The following is a 15,478-nucleotide window of genomic DNA, read 5'->3' on the forward strand; positions in this document are numbered from 1 at the left end:
TGAAGACCGCCCGGAACCGAGCCTCGCTGTCGCGCAGCGCCCGCTCCACGTCGACCCGGGTCGCCCCACCGGCGGCCAAGCCGGAGATCAGCGTGGCGGTGAGACCGCAGAACACCGCCGCGCCCGGCTACCGCATCGAGGTCCGCAACCGGGGCGACGCGCCGGTCTCCACCACGGTGCGCCAGGAGCTGCCCCAGGGTGCCACGGCGACGACGATCAGCGGCGGCGGCCGGGAGGTACGTCCCGACGGGTCGGCGGCGACCGAGGTGACCTGGCGCCTGAGCCTGCCGCCCCACAGCGCCCGGACGCTGGACACCACGCTGGCCGCCGCCTCCACGCAAGCGCCGCTGACCACACCCGCCTGCGCCTTCGGCACCGACGACCAGCAGCCGTACGACTGTGCGTCGGCCACCTGGACGTCGCCGGACGCACCGGCGGCCGGTGCGGCGGAGTCGGGCTGGCGGCACCAGGCGCCCGCGCTGCTGGCCGGTGCGGTCGCGGTGCTGGTACTCGGCCTCATCGGCTTCGTCACCTGGCGTCGACGCACGCGACCGGTCGCCGCCGCGCTGGCCTCGGAGGGACGGGGGACGGTCTACCCGCGCCCGGCCGCGCCCCGGCCCCCGGCCCGTCGTCGTACGCCACCGGTGTGGCTGGTGGTGCCGGTGGCCGCGACGGTGCTCCTCGTCACGATCGGCGTGGCGGCGTGGACCGCCACCCGGCGCGTCGCCGCGATCGACACCGACAGTCAGCCGACCAGCGGCGCGTGGAAGGGCACCGGCATCAGTGGCGGGTTGGGCGTGCCGCTACGCGAGGACTCGTTCGAGTTCACCGTCTACCGGATGGCCTGCGAGCCGGGCGGCGGCGCCCGGAAGTGCCAGGCGACCGTGGGGGTGCGCAACGTCACGCCGGAGCACCAGAGCTGGCACGGCAAGTTGCAGCGGGCGTACCTGGCGGACGGCAACTGGGTGACCACCGACGAGCAGGCCACCCGGCGGGCCAACCGGGGGCGGGACGTCTTCGCCGAACCGGTGGCGGCGGGCAGTCGTACGGTGCTGCCGTTGGTCTTCACCGTCGACGGCGCGCAGGCGCCCCGGCACCTGGAACTGCGCAGCGGTGTCTTCTCCGCCGGCGTGCGGGTGGACGTGCCCTGACCGACGGGCGGGCGGCGGTCGTACCCTGGGGCGATGACCGCCGCCCTCGCCCCCGCCGTGCTCGACGCGGCCGACTGGCAGGCCCGCCGCCGCGCCCACGAGGAGCGGGTGGACGGCTGGCTCGGCGGGCACCTGGAGCGCCGCCGGCGAGGTGAGAAGCATCCGGTGGAGGACTTCCTCTTCACCTACTACTCGTGCCGGCCGGCGCAGTTGCGCCGGTGGCAGCCGGGTGCGGGGGTGCTGTTGCGCGGGGCGGACGCCGCCGACTTCGGTCCGGACCACCGGGTGGTCGACGGCGGCGTCGTCCTCGACACCGGGGCGGTCCTGGCCCGTCGTGGCGAGTCGGTGCGCTGGATCGGGTCCCTGCTGGCGGCGACCGCCGCACGCCCCGCCCACCTGGGCTGTTTCGGCATGCACGAGTGGGCGATGGTCTACCGGCAGAACCAGGACGAGGTCCGGCACCGCGCGTGGCCGCTGCGGCTGAGCCCGGAACGCACCGCCGAGGTCGTCGAGGAGCGCGGCGTACGGTGCAGCCACTTCGACGCGTACCGGTTCTTCACCGAGCCGGCCCGCCCGCTCAACGTGCTCCGGCCGACCCGGGACACCCAGCACGAGCACGAGCAGCCGGGTTGCCTGCACGCCAACATGGACCTGTACAAGTGGGCCTACAAGCTCTCCCCGCTGGTGCCGTCGGAGCTGGTCGGCGACGCCTTCGCGCTGGCCCGGGAGATCCGCACGCTGGACATGCGGGCCTCGCCGTACGACCTGGCGGCGCTCGGTTACCCGCCGGTGCGGGTGGAGACCCCGGAGGGGCGGGCCACGTACGCCACGGCGCAGCGGGAGTTCGCCGAGCGGGCCGGGGTGCTGCGCGACCGGTTGCTGGCGGCGATCCCCGCCTGACGCTCCACTACGGACAGTCATCGGGTGCCGGAAGCGCCGTGTCGCCCGCTCGCCGTCAGCTCGTCCCGTGATGCGCGAGCGGCGTCACTCGCCGTCCGCCCGGCGGTCGCGCTTGCGCTGCGAGCGACGCTTCTTCTCGGCGAGTCGGCGCTCCTTGGCGGCACGCGACGGGCGGGTCGGCCGACGCGGCGGAGGCGGTGGCGCGACCGCCTCGCGCAGCAGTGCGGCGAGCCGTTCCCGAGCCGCCTCGCGGTTGGCGAGCTGCGCCCGGTGCTCGCTGGCGGCGATGGTCAGCACGCCGTCGACCAGCCGGCCGGCGAGCCGCTCCAACGCCCGCGTCCGCAGCGACTCCGGCAGGCTGGGCGAACCGGCCAGGTCGAAGCTCAGCTCGACCCGGGAGTCGGTGGTGTTGACCCCCTGGCCGCCGGGCCCGGACGACCGGGAGAACCGTTCCCGCAGCTCGCCGGCGGGGACACTCCACCGGTCGGTCACCCGCAGTCCGTCGTCCACGCACAGAGGCTAGCGTGCCGGCCGCTACTTCGGAGCGCTGCTCGGATTCGGCTCCGGCCTGGCCGGCTCGCCGCCGCCGACCGCCGCGTACGCGACCGCTCCGACGAGAAGCAGGGCGATCACGCCGACCTTCGTGGTGACCACCTTGATCAGCAGCCAGGCGGCGCGACGCGCGCCGGGCACGGTCTTCTTCGCCGCCTGATAGTCGTTCCACCCGCGCCGGGCCCGCGCGTACGACGACCCGACGCCACTTCCGATGATGAGGCCCACCAGCAGGAGGACCGTGATGAGAGGACGCTCCACCCACGCCAGTATTCATACTCAGCGTAATATTTCCATTCTCCGATCTTCGACCGCCAGAAACCCGACAGATCACACATCCGACCGTAATGGGACAGTGACTCTGGGTGATTTCAGCCGCCCTTGCCGATGATCGTGTCGGCGGTCTGCTGCACCTGCTCGATCGGGATGGCGAACCCGATGCCGATCGAGCCGTTGCCGTCGATGGTGGCGATCGCGGTGTTCACACCGACCACCTCGCCCCGGGCGTTGACCAGCGGGCCACCGGAGTTTCCCGGGTTGATCGAGGCGTCGGTCTGCACCGCCCGGTGCCGGTTGTCACCGAGGCGTACCTGACGGTCCAGCGCGCTGACGATCCCCGCCGTGACCGTGCCCGGCAGCCCCAGCGGCGAACCCACCGCCAGCACCGGTTCGCCCACCCGGGTCGACCCCGGCTTGGCCAGTGGCAACGCCGTCAGCCCGGCGGAGGACGGCACCCGGAGCACGGCGAGATCGCTGCCCGGTTCCCGGCCCACCACCTCCGCCGCGAACCGCCGGCCGTCCGGCAGCTCGACGGTCACCTCGCCACGCCCCTTGGCCAGGATGTGGTCGTTGGTGATGATGTGCTGCTCGGTGTCGACGGCGAAACCGGAGCCGGTCGCCGAGGCGCCACCGGAGCCGCCCACCAGCACCGACACGACCCCGGGCACGGTCTTCTCCGCCGCGGTGACCAGCTCGGCCGGCACCGGGGCGGCGGACGCGGCAGCCGGACCCGGCACACCGTCGCGACCGGCCACCCAGCCACCGGCCAACGCCCCCGACCCCGTCGACAGCGTCACCACCGCCAGCCCGGCCAGCAGTCGACGGCGCCAACTCCAGGCCGCCCGGTCCCCGCTCGGCCCGTCCGGTCCACCCCGCCCGTCCGGTGGGAGATCGGGCGAGACGAACCAGGGTCCGCGTGGCTCACCCAGTCCGGTCTGCACTGCCATTCGTACGCTCCTCACGTGTGGCGGGCCCGGGTCGATCCGGTCGCCAGGACGGGTCAGGGCAGGCGGGAGAACCACCGCATCGAGCCGTACGCCGCACCCATCGCGAACACCAGCCCGAGCCCGATGAACCGGGACGAGACGTCCTGCCGCACCTTTCGCCAGCCCACCGAGCTGCCGATGTCGTCGTAGACGGCCCGCAGTTCGTCGCTCGTCGCGGCCTCGTGGAAGACGCCCCCGGTCTCTTCGGCGACGGCCTGCAACGTCTCTCCGTCCACCGGCACCTGGATCGGCCGACCGCCCCGGTCCACGAAACCGCTCAGCGTGCCGAACGAGATCGTGTGCACCGGCACCTCGACCGCGACGGCGTCGGCGGCGGCCTCCATCGGATCCATGCCCGAGGTGTTCGCACCGTCGGAGAGCAGGATGATCCGGGCCGGGGGCGGCTGGGTCGCGGCAGCCTCGTCCAACGCCTTCACCGCCCCCAGCGAGGTGCTGATCGCCTCGCCGATCGCGGTGCCCTGCACGCCGGTCACCCCCTCGGCGAGGCGCTCGATGCCGTCGTGCAGGGACTCCCGGTCGGTGCTCGGCGGCACCAGCACCGCCGCGCTACCGGCGAAGGCCACCAACCCGACGTTGAACTCGTCCGGCAGGTTGTCGACGAACCGCCGGGCGGCGCTCTTGGCCGCGGTGAGCCGGTCCGGGTCCACGTCGCCGGCGAGCATCGAGGTGGACACGTCCACCGCCACCATCACGGTGGCCCGTTCCCGGGGCACCCGCACCTCGGCACTGGGCCGCGCGAAACCCACCACCAGCAGAGCCAGCATGGCCAGGAAGAGCCCGGCCGGCAGGTGTCGACGCCAGGTCGGCCGCCGGGGCGCCACCCGGTCGAGCAGCCGCAGGTTGGTGAAGCGGACCGCGTACCGGCTGCGCCGCCGTTGCGCCACCAGATAGGTCAACGCCAGGGCGAGCACGCCGAGCAACAGCCAGAGGCGGACCGGCGACTGCCAGATCATGCCGCCCCTCCCCGGTTCGGTCCGGCTCCGGCGGCGGCCAGGCGACGTTGTGCGTGGACGTGCCGCACGATGTCGGCCGCCCAGTCCCGGTCGGTGCGCAGGCTCAGGTGGGTCGCGCCGGATCGGCGTACCGCGTCGCGGACCTGCTCGCGCTGGGCGGCGGCGGCGGCCGCGTACCGCTCGCGCAGCCGCCGGTCGCCGGTCCACACCTCGCGGCGCTCGCCGGTCTCCGGGTCGGCCAGGGTGATCAGGCCGACGTCCGGCAGCTCCAGCTCACGAGGGTCGGTGATCTCCACCGCCAGCACCTGGTGCCGCACGGCCAGCCGACGTAGCGGGCGTTCCCAGGTGGCCGGCGACCGGGGGTCGTCGGGCAGTCCGTCGAGGAAGTCGGAGACCACCACCACCAGGCCGCGCCGGTGCGCCACCCGGTGCACCTCCGCCACCGCGTCGGAGAGGTCGGCCGCGCCGGGCGGCGGCCCGGCGGGCCCGTCGTGGCCACCCACCCGGGGTTCGGCCAGCAGCCCACGCAACAACCCGAGCAGATGGGTACGCCCACCGCGCGGCGGCATCCGACGCAACCCGGACGTGGTGAGCACCTGGGCACCGAGCCGGTTGCCCGGGCCGGTGGTGAGGAAGCCGACGGTGGCGACCGCCGCCACCGCCAGTTCCCGCTTGTCCAGCTCGGCGGTGCCGTACTCCATGCTGGGGCTGGCGTCCACCAGCAGCCAGGTGGTCAGCTCCCGGTCGGCGTCCACCTGCCGGACGTGCGGCACGGTGGTCCGGGCGGTCACCGACCAGTCCATCCGGCGCACCTCGTCCTCGCCGGGCCGGTACTCCCGGCTGCCGGCGGGTTCGCTGCCCGGGCCGGGCAGCAGGCCCCGGTGCTCGCCGTGCAGCATCCCGTCGAGCCGGCGGGTGACGGTCAGTTCCAGCCGACGCAGCCGCTGGTCCGGGGTGAGGTCGGCGAGCACCGGATCGGCCGGTACGGGCACCGGCACGGGTCGGCGGGCCATCAGGCGGCGGCCAGGTCGGGGGCGTACTCGGGTTGACCGGTGGCCGCCACCCGGGGCGGCGGGACCACCTCGACCAGGCGGCGCACGACGGCCTCGGCGGTCACCCCGTCGGCGACCGCGTCGAAGGAGAGCACCAGCCGGTGCGACAGCACGTCGCCCGCGAGGTCCCAGACGTCCTCGGGCAGCACGTACTCCCGGCCGCGCAGCATCGCCCGGGCCCGCGCGGCGGCGACCAGGCCGAGGGTGGCGCGCGGGCTGGCGCCGTACGCCAGCAGTGGGGCGATCTCCGGCAGCCCGAACCGGACCGGGTCCCGGGTGGCGAGGATGAGACGGACCACGTACTCGGCGATGGCATGGTGCACGAAGACCTGCGTGGCCTGTCGTTGGAACGCGCGCAGCCGGTCCGCGTCGAGCACCGGGCGGGCCCGGGGGCGGTCGGCGCTCATCCGGTAGAGGATGGCCAGTTCGTCGGCGCCGTCCGGGTAGTCGACCAGGATCTTCATCAGGAAGCGGTCGCGCTGTGCCTCGGGGAGCTGGTAGACCCCCTCCGACTCGATCGGATTCTGGGTGGCTAGCACGAGGAACGGCTCCGGCACCCGGTAGCTGCGCCCGCCGATCGAGACCTGGCGTTCGGCCATCGCCTCCAGCAGCGCGGACTGCACCTTGGCCGGGGCCCGGTTGATCTCGTCCGCGAGCACCAGGTTCGCCATGATCGGCCCGAGTTCGACGTCGAAGCTCTCCTTCGACGCCCGATAGATGCGGGTGCCGACGATGTCCGACGGGACGAGGTCGGGGGTGAACTGGATCCGGGAGAAGGTGCCGCCGACGACCGTGGCGAGGGTCTGCGCGGCGAGCGTCTTGGCCACCCCCGGTACGCCCTCCAGGAGACAGTGCCCGTCGGCGATCAGGGCGGTGAGCAGGCGCTCGACGAGCCGATCCTGCCCGACGATCACGCGTTTGACCTCGAAGAGCGTCTGGTCCAGCTCCGCAGCGGTCGCGTCCGGATCGACCGGGCTGGGCAGGCTGGCCATGGTGTCCGAGATGTCCGTCACGGTGCTTGCTTCCCGAGGGGCGCCTCGGACAAACGTCGGAATTACCGGCCCTGGGCGGCCCAGACGGGTCGGGCATCACCGTTACGGCGTGGACCGGGCCGGACGGCACGAAAGCGGTCGGGTGGGTCGTCCGGGAACGCAACGACCACCGGCCCCCACCGCACGGGTGGGGGCCGGTGGACGTGCCACGCTCAGCGGTGCACGATCACGAAGAACGGCAGGTCGGCGGCAACACCGGCGGAGTTGCGCGTCTGGATGAACACCCCGTTCGGGGTGAGCAGCCGGGGTGCCACCGAGACCTCCCCGGCGGGCGGGACGCAGCACGAGCCCGCCTGGCCGATCGTCGCCACGTAGATGCCCGAGGCGACGTTGCTGCCGTACTGCACCTCGTACTGGCCGACGCCGTACTTGATCACGACCCCGTCGCCGCGGGCCTTGGTGCCGTTGGCGTTGACCGCCGTCGCGTACCCGGAGGTGCTGGCCGCGGCGACCTCACCCTTGGCCAGCAGGGCCCGGGCGCTGTTCATCGAGGCGGTGGTGACCGCCGGCTGCTGCGCGGTGGCGCGGGCGGTGGGCTGGTTGCCCGCCACGGTGGGCTTCGCCGCGGCGATACCACCGCCGGCGAGGGCCAGGGCCAGGGCCGCGATCGACACCGCGGCCGCCTTACGTCGGAAAAATCTGGTCATGACAGGTCTCCCTTGGTGACCGTGGGGATACGCCGACCCGCGACACGCGGGGCGGATATTGCCTTTTTCCTCGTCGGGCCGCAATGACCTTCGAACGCCGGATGCTGCATTTTCTCGTGCACTCGCAAACGGCTCTACTCGATGATCGACATGCGCTCTGAGCTGGGAAAATCTCCCTGATCGCGACCACCCGACCAGCAGGAACGTAACACCGGAAAATACCGTCGGTCAATAACCCTTCACGCTTTGGGGCAATGTCGGATCATCACCACTAATTGTGAGAGGCGCATTCACGAATGAGGAGTGAGAATTGTTCGGTCGCTCGCGTACGCAATGGATCTCCGCCGGTCGGCGGGCGGCAGCTACCCTGCCTGCTGTGGCGATCTTCCTCGGCCGACCGTCGGAGTTTTCCGGACGTACCGTGCTCTGCTGGCTCGCCGTCGCCCCCGGGGCCGGGTGGGCGGTCGTCCGGCTGGCCGGGCTGGACCGGGGACCGTTGGTGCAGGCGCTGGCCTTCACGCCGTACGCGCTGCTCGGCAGCCTGGTCCCGCTGGTGCTCGCGGTCGCCCTCCGACGCCGCTGGCCGGCGGTGGTCGCGGCGGTGACCACGGCGGCGCTGCTCGCGGTGGTCGTGCCCCGCGCACTACCCTCGCCGCAGCCGACGGTCGACGGACCGGAGCTGCGCGTGCTCACCGCCAACCTGCTCGCCGGAGCCGCCGACCCACGGGCGGTCGTCGCGCTGGTCCGCGAGGCGCGGGTGGACGTGCTGGTGATGCAGGAGTTCACCCCGCAGGCGCAGGCCGACCTGGACCGACTGGGCCTGGCGGACCTGCTCCCCCACCGGCAGCTCAACGCGATGGACGGCACGCCGGGCTCCGGCCTCTACGCCCGCCACCCGATCGGCGACGGTGGTGTCCGCCAGCTCCGTGGCGGCTGGAGCTTCACCCAGGCGTACGCGACGGTGGCGGTGCCCGGGGCGCCTGCCGTCCGCGTCGAGTCGGTCCACCCGGCCGCCCCGTACGCGGTGGACCAGGTGCCCGGCTGGCGCGCCGACCTGGCGGCCCAACCCGCGGCCACCCCGGACGGGCCGCTGAGCGTCCTCGCCGGCGACTTCAACGCCACCCTCGACCACAGTCCGTTGCGCGCCCTGCTGCGCACCGGGTACGCCGACGCCGCCGCCTCGGTCGGCGCCGGGCTCACCGGCACCTGGGGACCGTACGACGGCGACCCGATCCCACCGGTCGTGATCGACCACGTGCTGGTCGACCGCCGGATCGCGGTACGCGCCGTGACGGTGCATCCGCTACCCGGCAGCGACCACCGGATGGTCCTCGCCGACCTCCACCTGCCCGCACCCGCTGCCGCGTGACGCGGACGCCGCCGGTGTAAGGAAGGGACCCTTTTAGTGCACCAGGCGATAGCAGGGGACCCCTGCTAACACCCCGGCCGCGCCCGCCGCGCGCGTGCGAGGGGTGCGGGCGGGAGCAGCCGGGTGCGGTGTTACACGCGGGCCCGGTCGAGGCCGTACGTCAGCGCGTCGACCAGGGCGTGCCAGCTCGCCTCGACCACGTTGGGGTGCACGCCGACGGTGGTCCAGCCACCGCCCCGGCCGTCGGCGGTCTCGACCAGCACCCGGGTGACCGCGCCGGTGCCGTGACTGCCCTCCAGGATGCGGACCTTGTAGTCGGCCAGCTCGAAGTCGCGCAGCTCCGGGTAGTGCCGTCCGAGGCCGACGCGCAGCGCCTCGTCGAGCGCGTTGACCGGGCCGTTGCCCTCCGCCGTGGCGATCACCCGCTCACCGCGTACCCGGATCTTGACAGTCGCCTCGGAGACCACCGCGCCGTCCTCGCGGTGCTCGACCAGCACCCGGTACGACTCCAGCGCGAACGGCCGCGCCGGTGCCGCGTCCGGCAGTTCGGAGCGGACCAGCAGCTCGAACGAGGCGTCGGCGGCCTCGAACGACCAGCCACCGGCCTCCAGTTCCTTGACCCGGTTGGTGACCCGGGACAGCGTCTCCGGATGGCCGGCCAGATCCAGCCCCAGCTCACGACTCTTGAGCTCGATGCTGGCCCGGCCGGCCATCTCGGTGACCAGGATCCGCATGTCGTTGCCCACCACCTCGGGTTCGACGTGGTTGTAGAGCAGCGGATCCACCTTGATCGCACTCGCGTGCAGCCCCGCCTTGTGAGCGAAGGCGGCGGCCCCGGCGTACGCCTGGTGGGTGTCGGGGGCGATGTTGGCGATCTCGGCGATGGCGTGGGAGACCCGCACCATCTGCTCCAGGCAGCCCTCCGGTAGGACCGGCAGCCCGAGCTTGAGCTGGAGGTTCGCCGCGACGGCGAAGATGTCGGCGTTGCCCGGCCGCTCGCCGTACCCGTTGGCGGTGCCCTGCACGTGCCGGACGCCCGCCTCCACGGCGGCGAGGGTGTTGGCGACCGCGCACCCGGTGTCGTTCTGCGCGTGCATGCCGAGCACCTCGGGTGCGACCCCGATCCGGTCGGTGAGGTCGGAGATGGCCGCGGTCACCCAGGAGGGCAGCATCCCGCCGTTGGTGTCGCAGAGCACGAACCGCTCCGCCCCGGCCGCCAGCGCCGTCTCCACCACCGTGGCGGTGTACGCCGGGTCGTGGCGGTAGCCGTCGTAGAAGTGCTCGCCGTCGACGAAGACCCGCCGCCCCTCGGCGACCAGGTGGGTCACCGTGTCGTGGATCATCGCCAGGTTCTCCTTGGCGGTGGTACGCAGCGCCCGCTCGACGTGCCGCAGGTCGGCCTTGGCCACCAGGGCGATCGCCGGGGTCTGCGCGTCGAGCAGGCCGCGCACCTGCGGGTCGTCGGCGGCGACCGAGCCGGCCCGGCGGGTGGCGCCGAAGGCGACCAGCACCGCGTGTTTCAGGTCGAGTTCGGTACGCGCCCGGCGGAAGAACTCGGTGTCCTTCGGCACCGCACCCGGCCATCCGCCCTCGATGAAGCCGACGCCGAACTCGTCGAGCAGCCGGGCCACCGCGAGCTTGTCGACCACCGAGTAGCTGACCCCCTCGCGCTGGGCACCGTCGCGCAGGGTGGTGTCGTAGACCTGGAACGTCATGGGGGGAGATCCCTTCGTACAGGCACCGGCCGACGCAACAAAAAGACCCCCCGCGGATGCGGGAGGTCTGCGCGCTCGGCGGAGGGAGAAGCCGGCGCGCTAGTTGCCAATAATGAGGGCGGTGCTGGTCACGGTGGGTACTCTGCCACTCTCGGACAGCCCGTGGGAGAAACAATCCACATGTCGGGACGGACATCGAGGTGGATTCCCCGCAACGGGTGTAGGAGACGTCGCCCCGGGTACGTGTCTCCGGGACAGCGAACCACTACCTCCGAGACGGCTGGTCACAGTCGGGGCAGGAGAGATCCCATGGACAGGCTCAACCCGGACAGCACGCACGCCACGCCCGACCCGGCGCTGCACGGCACCCCGTCCGACCCGACGCTGCGCGCGGTGTCGAGCGAGGACGTCACCATCCAGGGCGACCAGGGGACGGTGCCCGGCGGCGCCCCCGCCGGTGCCTTCGACCCGTGGAGCTACCGGGACGAGGCCGGGGTGGCCGGCGCCAACCTGGTCGGCTACAAGGTCGAGGCCACCGACGGGTCGATCGGCAAGATCGACAGCAACAGCGCCGAGGTCAACGCGAGCTACCTGGTCGTCGACACCGGGCCGTGGATCTTCGGCAAGAAGGTCATGCTGCCCGCCGGCACCGTCAACCACGTCGACCACGAGGAGCAGAAGGTCTACGTCGACCGCGAGAAGGACCAGATCAAGGCCGCTCCGGAGTACGACGAGACGGCCACCGACCCGGCGTACCGCGACAAGCTCGGCGGCTACTACAACGACACGTACGCCGCCACTCCGCCCGGCGCTCCCCGCTGACAACTCCCCCGCGTGGGCGTACGGCCCTGACGGCCGGTGGGCATCCGCCCGCCGGCCGTCTACCGTGACAGGGGTGGACGCCATCGAGGTCAACCGCAGGATCCCGTTCACCACCACGTTCAACTTCCGAGACGTCGGCGGTTATCGGGGACACGACGGTCGCACCGTACGCACCGGCCGGCTCTACCGCTCCGACTCGCTGCACCGCATCGACGACGGCGACCGGGACGCCTTCGCGGCGCTCGGTGTCCGCACCGTCATCGACCTGCGGCGGCCGCACGAGGTCGAACGCGACGGCCGGGTCCCCGACTTCGACGGGTTGACCTACCGCAACATCCATCCCGAGCACGCGGAGTGGGCCGGGCTGGACGAGTCCCACACCGACCTGGCCCGCTACCTCGCCGACCGGTACGCCGACCTGGCCCGTACCGGCACCGCCGGGCTGGCCGAGGCGATCGGGCTGATCGCCGACGCGGCGAACAGCCCGGTGGTGGTGCACTGCGTGGCCGGCAAGGACCGCACCGGGATCGTCTGCGGGCTGACCCTCGCCGTGCTCGGCGTCGACGACGAGGAGATCGCGTCGGACTACGCGCTGAGCACCGAGGCCTCGCAACGGTTCAGCGCGTGGGTCGCCGCCACCCTGCCCGACGCCGCGCCGCTGCCGGCGCCGTTCCTGTCCTCGCCGTCCGAGGCGATGCTGCTCTTCCTCACCGAGATCCGCGCGGGCCACGGCTCGGTCGAGGACTACCTGCGGCACGCCGGGGTCACCGACGAGCAGCTCACCGCCCTGCGCACCCACCTGCTCGCCTAGCCTGCCGCGCACCTCGACGACACGCTCACCCTGTCGAGGACGCGCCCTCGCCGTGCGGAGGACGTCGCGCCGTCGGGATGTTAGGAAGGGTCCCCTGCTATGCCGTAGGCGTTAGCAGGGGACCCTTCCTTGCATCTCAGAGCACGCGGTGGACCCAGCCGGACGGGTCGGCGCCCTTGCCTCGCTGGATGTCGACGAGCTGCTGACGCAGGCCCATCGTCACCGTGCCCGGCTCGCCGCCACCGACGGCGAACTCCCCCTCGGGGAAGCGCACCACGCCGATCGGCGTGATCACCGCAGCCGTACCGCAGGCGAAGACCTCGCGCAGTCGGCCGCTGGCGGCGTCGGCCCGCCACTCGTCGAAGGTCACCGGACGCTCCTCGACCCGGTGTCCGGCCGCCTCGGCCAGCATGATCACCGATTCCCGGGTGATGCCGGGCAGGATGGTGCCGGTCAGCGGCGGGGTGGCGATCGAGCCGTCGTCGTAGACGAAGAAGACGTTCATGCCGCCCAACTCGTCGACGTACTTGCGCTCCACCGCGTCCAGGAAGACCACCTGGTCACAGCCGTGCTCGATGGCCTGCGCCTGGGCGGCCAGCGAGGCGGCGTAGTTGCCGCCGCACTTGGCCGCGCCGGTGCCACCGGGCCCGGCCCGGGTGTAGTCGGGCGAGACCCAGACCGTCACCGGCTTGACCCCACCGGAGAAGTACGCCCCCACCGGCGAGGCGATCACCGAGTAGAGGTACTCGTTGGCGGGCCGCACACCGAGGAAGACCTCGCTGGCGAACATGAACGGCCGCAGATAGAGGCTGCCGTCCTCGCCCTCCGGAATCCACTCGCGGTCGATCTCGATCAGCCGGTGCAGCGAGTCGACGAAGGTCTCCTCGGGCAGCGTCGGCATCGCCATCCGGGTGGCCGAGACGTTGAACCGGGCCGCGTTGGCGTACGGGCGGAACATGGTGACCCCGCCGTCCGTGGCGCGGTACGCCTTCATCCCCTCGAAGATCTCCTGCGCGTAGTGCAGCACCGCGCTGGCGGGATCCATCGGGATCGGCCCGCGCGCCTCGACCCGGGCGTCGTACCAGCCCTTGCCCTCGGCATAACGGACAGTGATCATGTGATCGGTGAACACCCGACCGAATCCCGGGTTGGCCAGCAGCGCGGCCCGATCGGCGGCGGATACCGGCGCGGGATTCGGACGGATCTCGAAGTCGAGCTTGTCACCACCGCTCATTGCGCTGACCTCCCTGGGGGGACGACGACATGCGCCGACCGCATGCCGGAAACTTTTGTGCCAGAAACTTACCCCGAACGGTCGTTCAGCGGGTAGGTCGACCGGCGGGTAGCAAGCCGACAACCGGTACGGAGCCCACGGAACGTGCGTGATCGAGGCAGGGCGGAGCCGAGGTCCGGGGGATCGCCCGGAGCACACGACGAACCCTCGTCACCGGGGTCACCGGCGAGGGCGTGGCAGCCTCAGGCGGTTACCTGCGCGGCGATCCGGTCGCCCACCTCTGCCGTGCGCAGGGCTACGTCCGGGCCACGGGCGGCCAGCTCCGCGCTGACCGCGGCGGTGATCCGGGCGGCGGCGTCGGCGTGCCCGAGCTGGTCGAGCAGCAGGGCAGCGGAGAGTACGGCGGCGACCGGGTCGGCCACGCCACGGCCGGCGATGTCCGGCGCGGAGCCGTGCACCGGCTCGAACATCGACGGGAATGTCCCGTCCGGGTTGATGCTGCCGCTGGCGGCCAGGCCGATCCCGCCGGTGACCGCGGCGGCGATGTCGGTGAGGATGTCGCCGAAGAGGTTGTCGGTGACCACCACGTCGTACCGCTGGGGCTGGGTGACCAGGAACATGGCGGCGGCGTCGACGTGCTGGTACTCGGTGGTGACGTCCGGGTGCTCGGCGGCCACCGCCTCGAAGGTGCGGGCCCACAACGAGCCGGCGTGGGTGAGCACGTTGGTCTTGTGCACCAGGGTCACCTTGCGCCGCTCGCGCCGACGGGCGCGGGCGAAGGCGTCCCGGACCACCCGTTCCACCCCGTGCCGGGTGTTCAGGCTCTCCTCGGTGGCGATCTCCGCCGGGGTGCCCCGGTGCAGCGCGCCGCCGGCACCGGCGTAGAGACCCTCGGTGCCCTCACGGACGACCACCAGGTCCACCTCGCCGGACTTGACGGTGGCCAGCGGGCTGGCCACGCCCGGCCAGAGGCGCGACGGGCGGAGGTTGACGTACTGGTCGAAGGCGAACCGCAGCTTGAGCAGCAGGCCCCGCTCCAACACGCCGGGCGGGACGGTCGGGTCGCCGACCGCGCCGAGCAGGATCGCGTCGTGCTCGGCCAGCTCGGCCAGCACCGAGTCGGGCAGCACCTCGCCGGTGCGGTGGTAACGTGCCGCGCCGAGGTCGTACTCGGTCGCCTCGACTCCGGGGAGTACCGCGTCGATGACCTTGCGGGCCTCCGCGACCACCTCGGGTCCGATCCCGTCCCCGGCCACCACCGCGATCCGTGCCACCGTCAGCTCCTTCGCTCGTATCGGCTCGACGGTACGCTGCCGTCCCGCCTCCCGGTACGAGTGTTCCATTCTTCGGGAAATCGCTGACGCACAGCAGCTTCCCAGGAGGCATTCATGGGGCCGTCATGTCCGCTGCCTACGGTGATCTCCAACGGGCCACCGAGCCCGGACGGTCGGCGTAACGGCGCGGCGACCGTCGAGGAGGGGGCGGACACGATGTGGACCGACGAGCAGCCACGGACCCGCTGGATCGACCCGGCGGTCTTCCGCTACCGCCGGCCCGACCTGCGACTGGGCACCCGTGACCCGAAGCCGGACCGCACCGGCACGGTGACCGGTGACCGGATCGCCGTCACACACACGGTCCGCACCTCGACCGCGCAGTACCGCCTGATGCTGAACGCGCCGGAGTGGCTGGGCCGCCGGGGAGTCGGCGAGGCGCTGCGGGACGCGGTCGCCGAACTGCGGGCCATCGACCTGACCTACGGCCCGAACCGGCCGGGGAGCCTGGTGTCCCGGCTGCGTCGGGGCGAGATCAGCGCCGAGTCGTACCCGCCGCTGGCGGAGCTGGTCGACCGCTGCGCCGCCATGCGGGCGGCGACGGACGGCTGGTTCGACGCCTGGGCGGTGCCCGGCGGATTCGACCCGGGCGGCCTGCTC

At 72.5% G+C, this 15,478-nt stretch carries 15 protein-coding genes and 1 pseudogene; 6 read left to right on the forward strand and 10 right to left on the reverse strand.

Features of this window, described 5'->3' with window-relative positions:
* Positions 1-26 precede the first annotated feature (26 nt).
* Positions 27-1,151, forward strand: coding sequence for a DUF4139 domain-containing protein (locus EYA84_RS12625; protein ID WP_236145733.1), 1,125 nt, complete (start codon positions 27-29; stop codon positions 1,149-1,151).
* A 33-nt stretch (positions 1,152-1,184) separates the two neighbouring features.
* Complete coding sequence (locus tag EYA84_RS12630; protein WP_131053233.1) at positions 1,185-2,051, forward strand: 3-methyladenine DNA glycosylase; 867 nt, start codon at positions 1,185-1,187, stop codon at positions 2,049-2,051.
* A gap of 84 nt (positions 2,052-2,135) precedes the next feature.
* On the opposite strand, the gene arfB is transcribed toward EYA84_RS12630, so the two are convergent.
* From arfB to EYA84_RS12665, 7 genes are all read right to left on the reverse strand, one after another.
* Positions 2,136-2,561 carry an alternative ribosome rescue aminoacyl-tRNA hydrolase ArfB gene (gene arfB, locus EYA84_RS12635; RefSeq protein ID WP_131053234.1) on the reverse strand — a complete coding sequence of 142 codons (426 nt, stop codon included), beginning with the start codon at positions 2,559-2,561 and terminating at the stop codon, positions 2,136-2,138.
* Positions 2,562-2,585: 24 nt separating this feature from the next.
* Positions 2,586-2,864 carry a hypothetical protein gene (locus EYA84_RS12640; protein WP_131053235.1) on the reverse strand — a complete coding sequence of 93 codons (279 nt, stop codon included), beginning with the start codon at positions 2,862-2,864 and terminating at the stop codon, positions 2,586-2,588.
* Positions 2,865-2,974: 110 nt separating this feature from the next.
* Positions 2,975-3,829 carry a S1C family serine protease gene (locus EYA84_RS12645; RefSeq protein WP_131053236.1) on the reverse strand — a complete coding sequence of 285 codons (855 nt, stop codon included), beginning with the start codon at positions 3,827-3,829 and terminating at the stop codon, positions 2,975-2,977.
* 53 nt (positions 3,830-3,882) lie between these two features.
* On the reverse strand, positions 3,883-4,842 hold the full coding sequence (locus tag EYA84_RS12650; RefSeq protein WP_131053237.1) for a VWA domain-containing protein: 960 nt from the start codon (positions 4,840-4,842) through the stop codon (positions 3,883-3,885).
* Positions 4,839-5,855 carry a DUF58 domain-containing protein gene (locus EYA84_RS12655; RefSeq protein ID WP_131053238.1) on the reverse strand — a complete coding sequence of 339 codons (1,017 nt, stop codon included), beginning with the start codon at positions 5,853-5,855 and terminating at the stop codon, positions 4,839-4,841. The genes EYA84_RS12650 and EYA84_RS12655 overlap by 4 nt, the downstream gene beginning before the upstream one ends.
* On the reverse strand, positions 5,855-6,907 hold the full coding sequence (locus EYA84_RS12660) for a MoxR family ATPase (RefSeq protein WP_131053239.1): 1,053 nt from the start codon (positions 6,905-6,907) through the stop codon (positions 5,855-5,857). Before EYA84_RS12660 ends, EYA84_RS12655 begins: the two co-directional genes overlap by 1 nt.
* A gap of 191 nt (positions 6,908-7,098) precedes the next feature.
* Positions 7,099-7,593: a hypothetical protein gene (locus tag EYA84_RS12665; RefSeq protein ID WP_131053240.1), complete on the reverse strand. Its 495-nt coding sequence runs from the start codon at positions 7,591-7,593 to the stop codon at positions 7,099-7,101.
* 376 nt (positions 7,594-7,969) lie between these two features.
* Between EYA84_RS12665 and EYA84_RS12670 the strand changes: the two genes are divergently transcribed.
* Positions 7,970-8,962 carry an endonuclease/exonuclease/phosphatase family protein gene (locus EYA84_RS12670; RefSeq protein WP_236145732.1) on the forward strand — a complete coding sequence of 331 codons (993 nt, stop codon included), beginning with the start codon at positions 7,970-7,972 and terminating at the stop codon, positions 8,960-8,962.
* 131 nt (positions 8,963-9,093) lie between these two features.
* Here the strand turns inward: EYA84_RS12670 and cimA are convergent, their stop codons facing one another.
* Positions 9,094-10,677: a citramalate synthase gene (gene cimA, locus EYA84_RS12675; protein WP_131053241.1), complete on the reverse strand. Its 1,584-nt coding sequence runs from the start codon at positions 10,675-10,677 to the stop codon at positions 9,094-9,096.
* Positions 10,678-10,986: 309 nt separating this feature from the next.
* On the opposite strand from cimA, the gene EYA84_RS12680 reads away from it, so the two are divergent.
* Complete coding sequence (locus EYA84_RS12680; RefSeq protein ID WP_176092936.1) at positions 10,987-11,499, forward strand: PRC-barrel domain-containing protein; 513 nt, start codon at positions 10,987-10,989, stop codon at positions 11,497-11,499.
* Between the two features lie 73 nt (positions 11,500-11,572).
* Complete coding sequence (locus EYA84_RS12685; protein ID WP_131053242.1) at positions 11,573-12,310, forward strand: tyrosine-protein phosphatase; 738 nt, start codon at positions 11,573-11,575, stop codon at positions 12,308-12,310.
* A 136-nt stretch (positions 12,311-12,446) separates the two neighbouring features.
* On the opposite strand, the gene EYA84_RS12690 is transcribed toward EYA84_RS12685, so the two are convergent.
* Together EYA84_RS12690 and EYA84_RS12695 are read right to left on the reverse strand one after the other, a co-directional pair.
* A complete protein-coding gene (locus EYA84_RS12690) occupies positions 12,447-13,544 on the reverse strand; it encodes a branched-chain amino acid aminotransferase (RefSeq protein WP_131053243.1) in 1,098 nt (365 codons plus the stop codon).
* A gap of 242 nt (positions 13,545-13,786) precedes the next feature.
* On the reverse strand, positions 13,787-14,818 hold the full coding sequence (locus tag EYA84_RS12695; protein WP_131053244.1) for a 3-isopropylmalate dehydrogenase: 1,032 nt from the start codon (positions 14,816-14,818) through the stop codon (positions 13,787-13,789).
* A gap of 216 nt (positions 14,819-15,034) precedes the next feature.
* Here EYA84_RS12695 and EYA84_RS12700 point away from each other — a divergent pair.
* Positions 15,035-15,478 (forward strand): annotated as a pseudogene (locus EYA84_RS12700) (FAD:protein FMN transferase); the annotation flags it as partial.

It is taken from the genome of Verrucosispora sp. SN26_14.1, from assembly GCF_004307965.1.
Lineage (GTDB): Bacteria > Actinomycetota > Actinomycetes > Mycobacteriales > Micromonosporaceae > Micromonospora.

Coding starts and splice junctions, on each gene's coding strand:
- EYA84_RS12630 (WP_131053233.1), top strand. CDS start 1,185: ATGACCGCCGCCCTCGCCCCCGCCGTGCTCGACGCGGCCGACTGGCAG.
- EYA84_RS12645 (WP_131053236.1), bottom strand. CDS start 3,829: ATGGCAGTGCAGACCGGACTGGGTGAGCCACGCGGACCCTGGTTCGTC.
- EYA84_RS12650 (WP_131053237.1), bottom strand. CDS start 4,842: ATGATCTGGCAGTCGCCGGTCCGCCTCTGGCTGTTGCTCGGCGTGCTC.
- EYA84_RS12655 (WP_131053238.1), bottom strand. CDS start 5,855: ATGGCCCGCCGACCCGTGCCGGTGCCCGTACCGGCCGATCCGGTGCTC.
- EYA84_RS12665 (WP_131053240.1), bottom strand. CDS start 7,593: ATGACCAGATTTTTCCGACGTAAGGCGGCCGCGGTGTCGATCGCGGCC.
- cimA (WP_131053241.1), bottom strand. CDS start 10,677: ATGACGTTCCAGGTCTACGACACCACCCTGCGCGACGGTGCCCAGCGC.
- EYA84_RS12680 (WP_176092936.1), top strand. CDS start 10,987: ATGGACAGGCTCAACCCGGACAGCACGCACGCCACGCCCGACCCGGCG.
- EYA84_RS12690 (WP_131053243.1), bottom strand. CDS start 13,544: ATGAGCGGTGGTGACAAGCTCGACTTCGAGATCCGTCCGAATCCCGCG.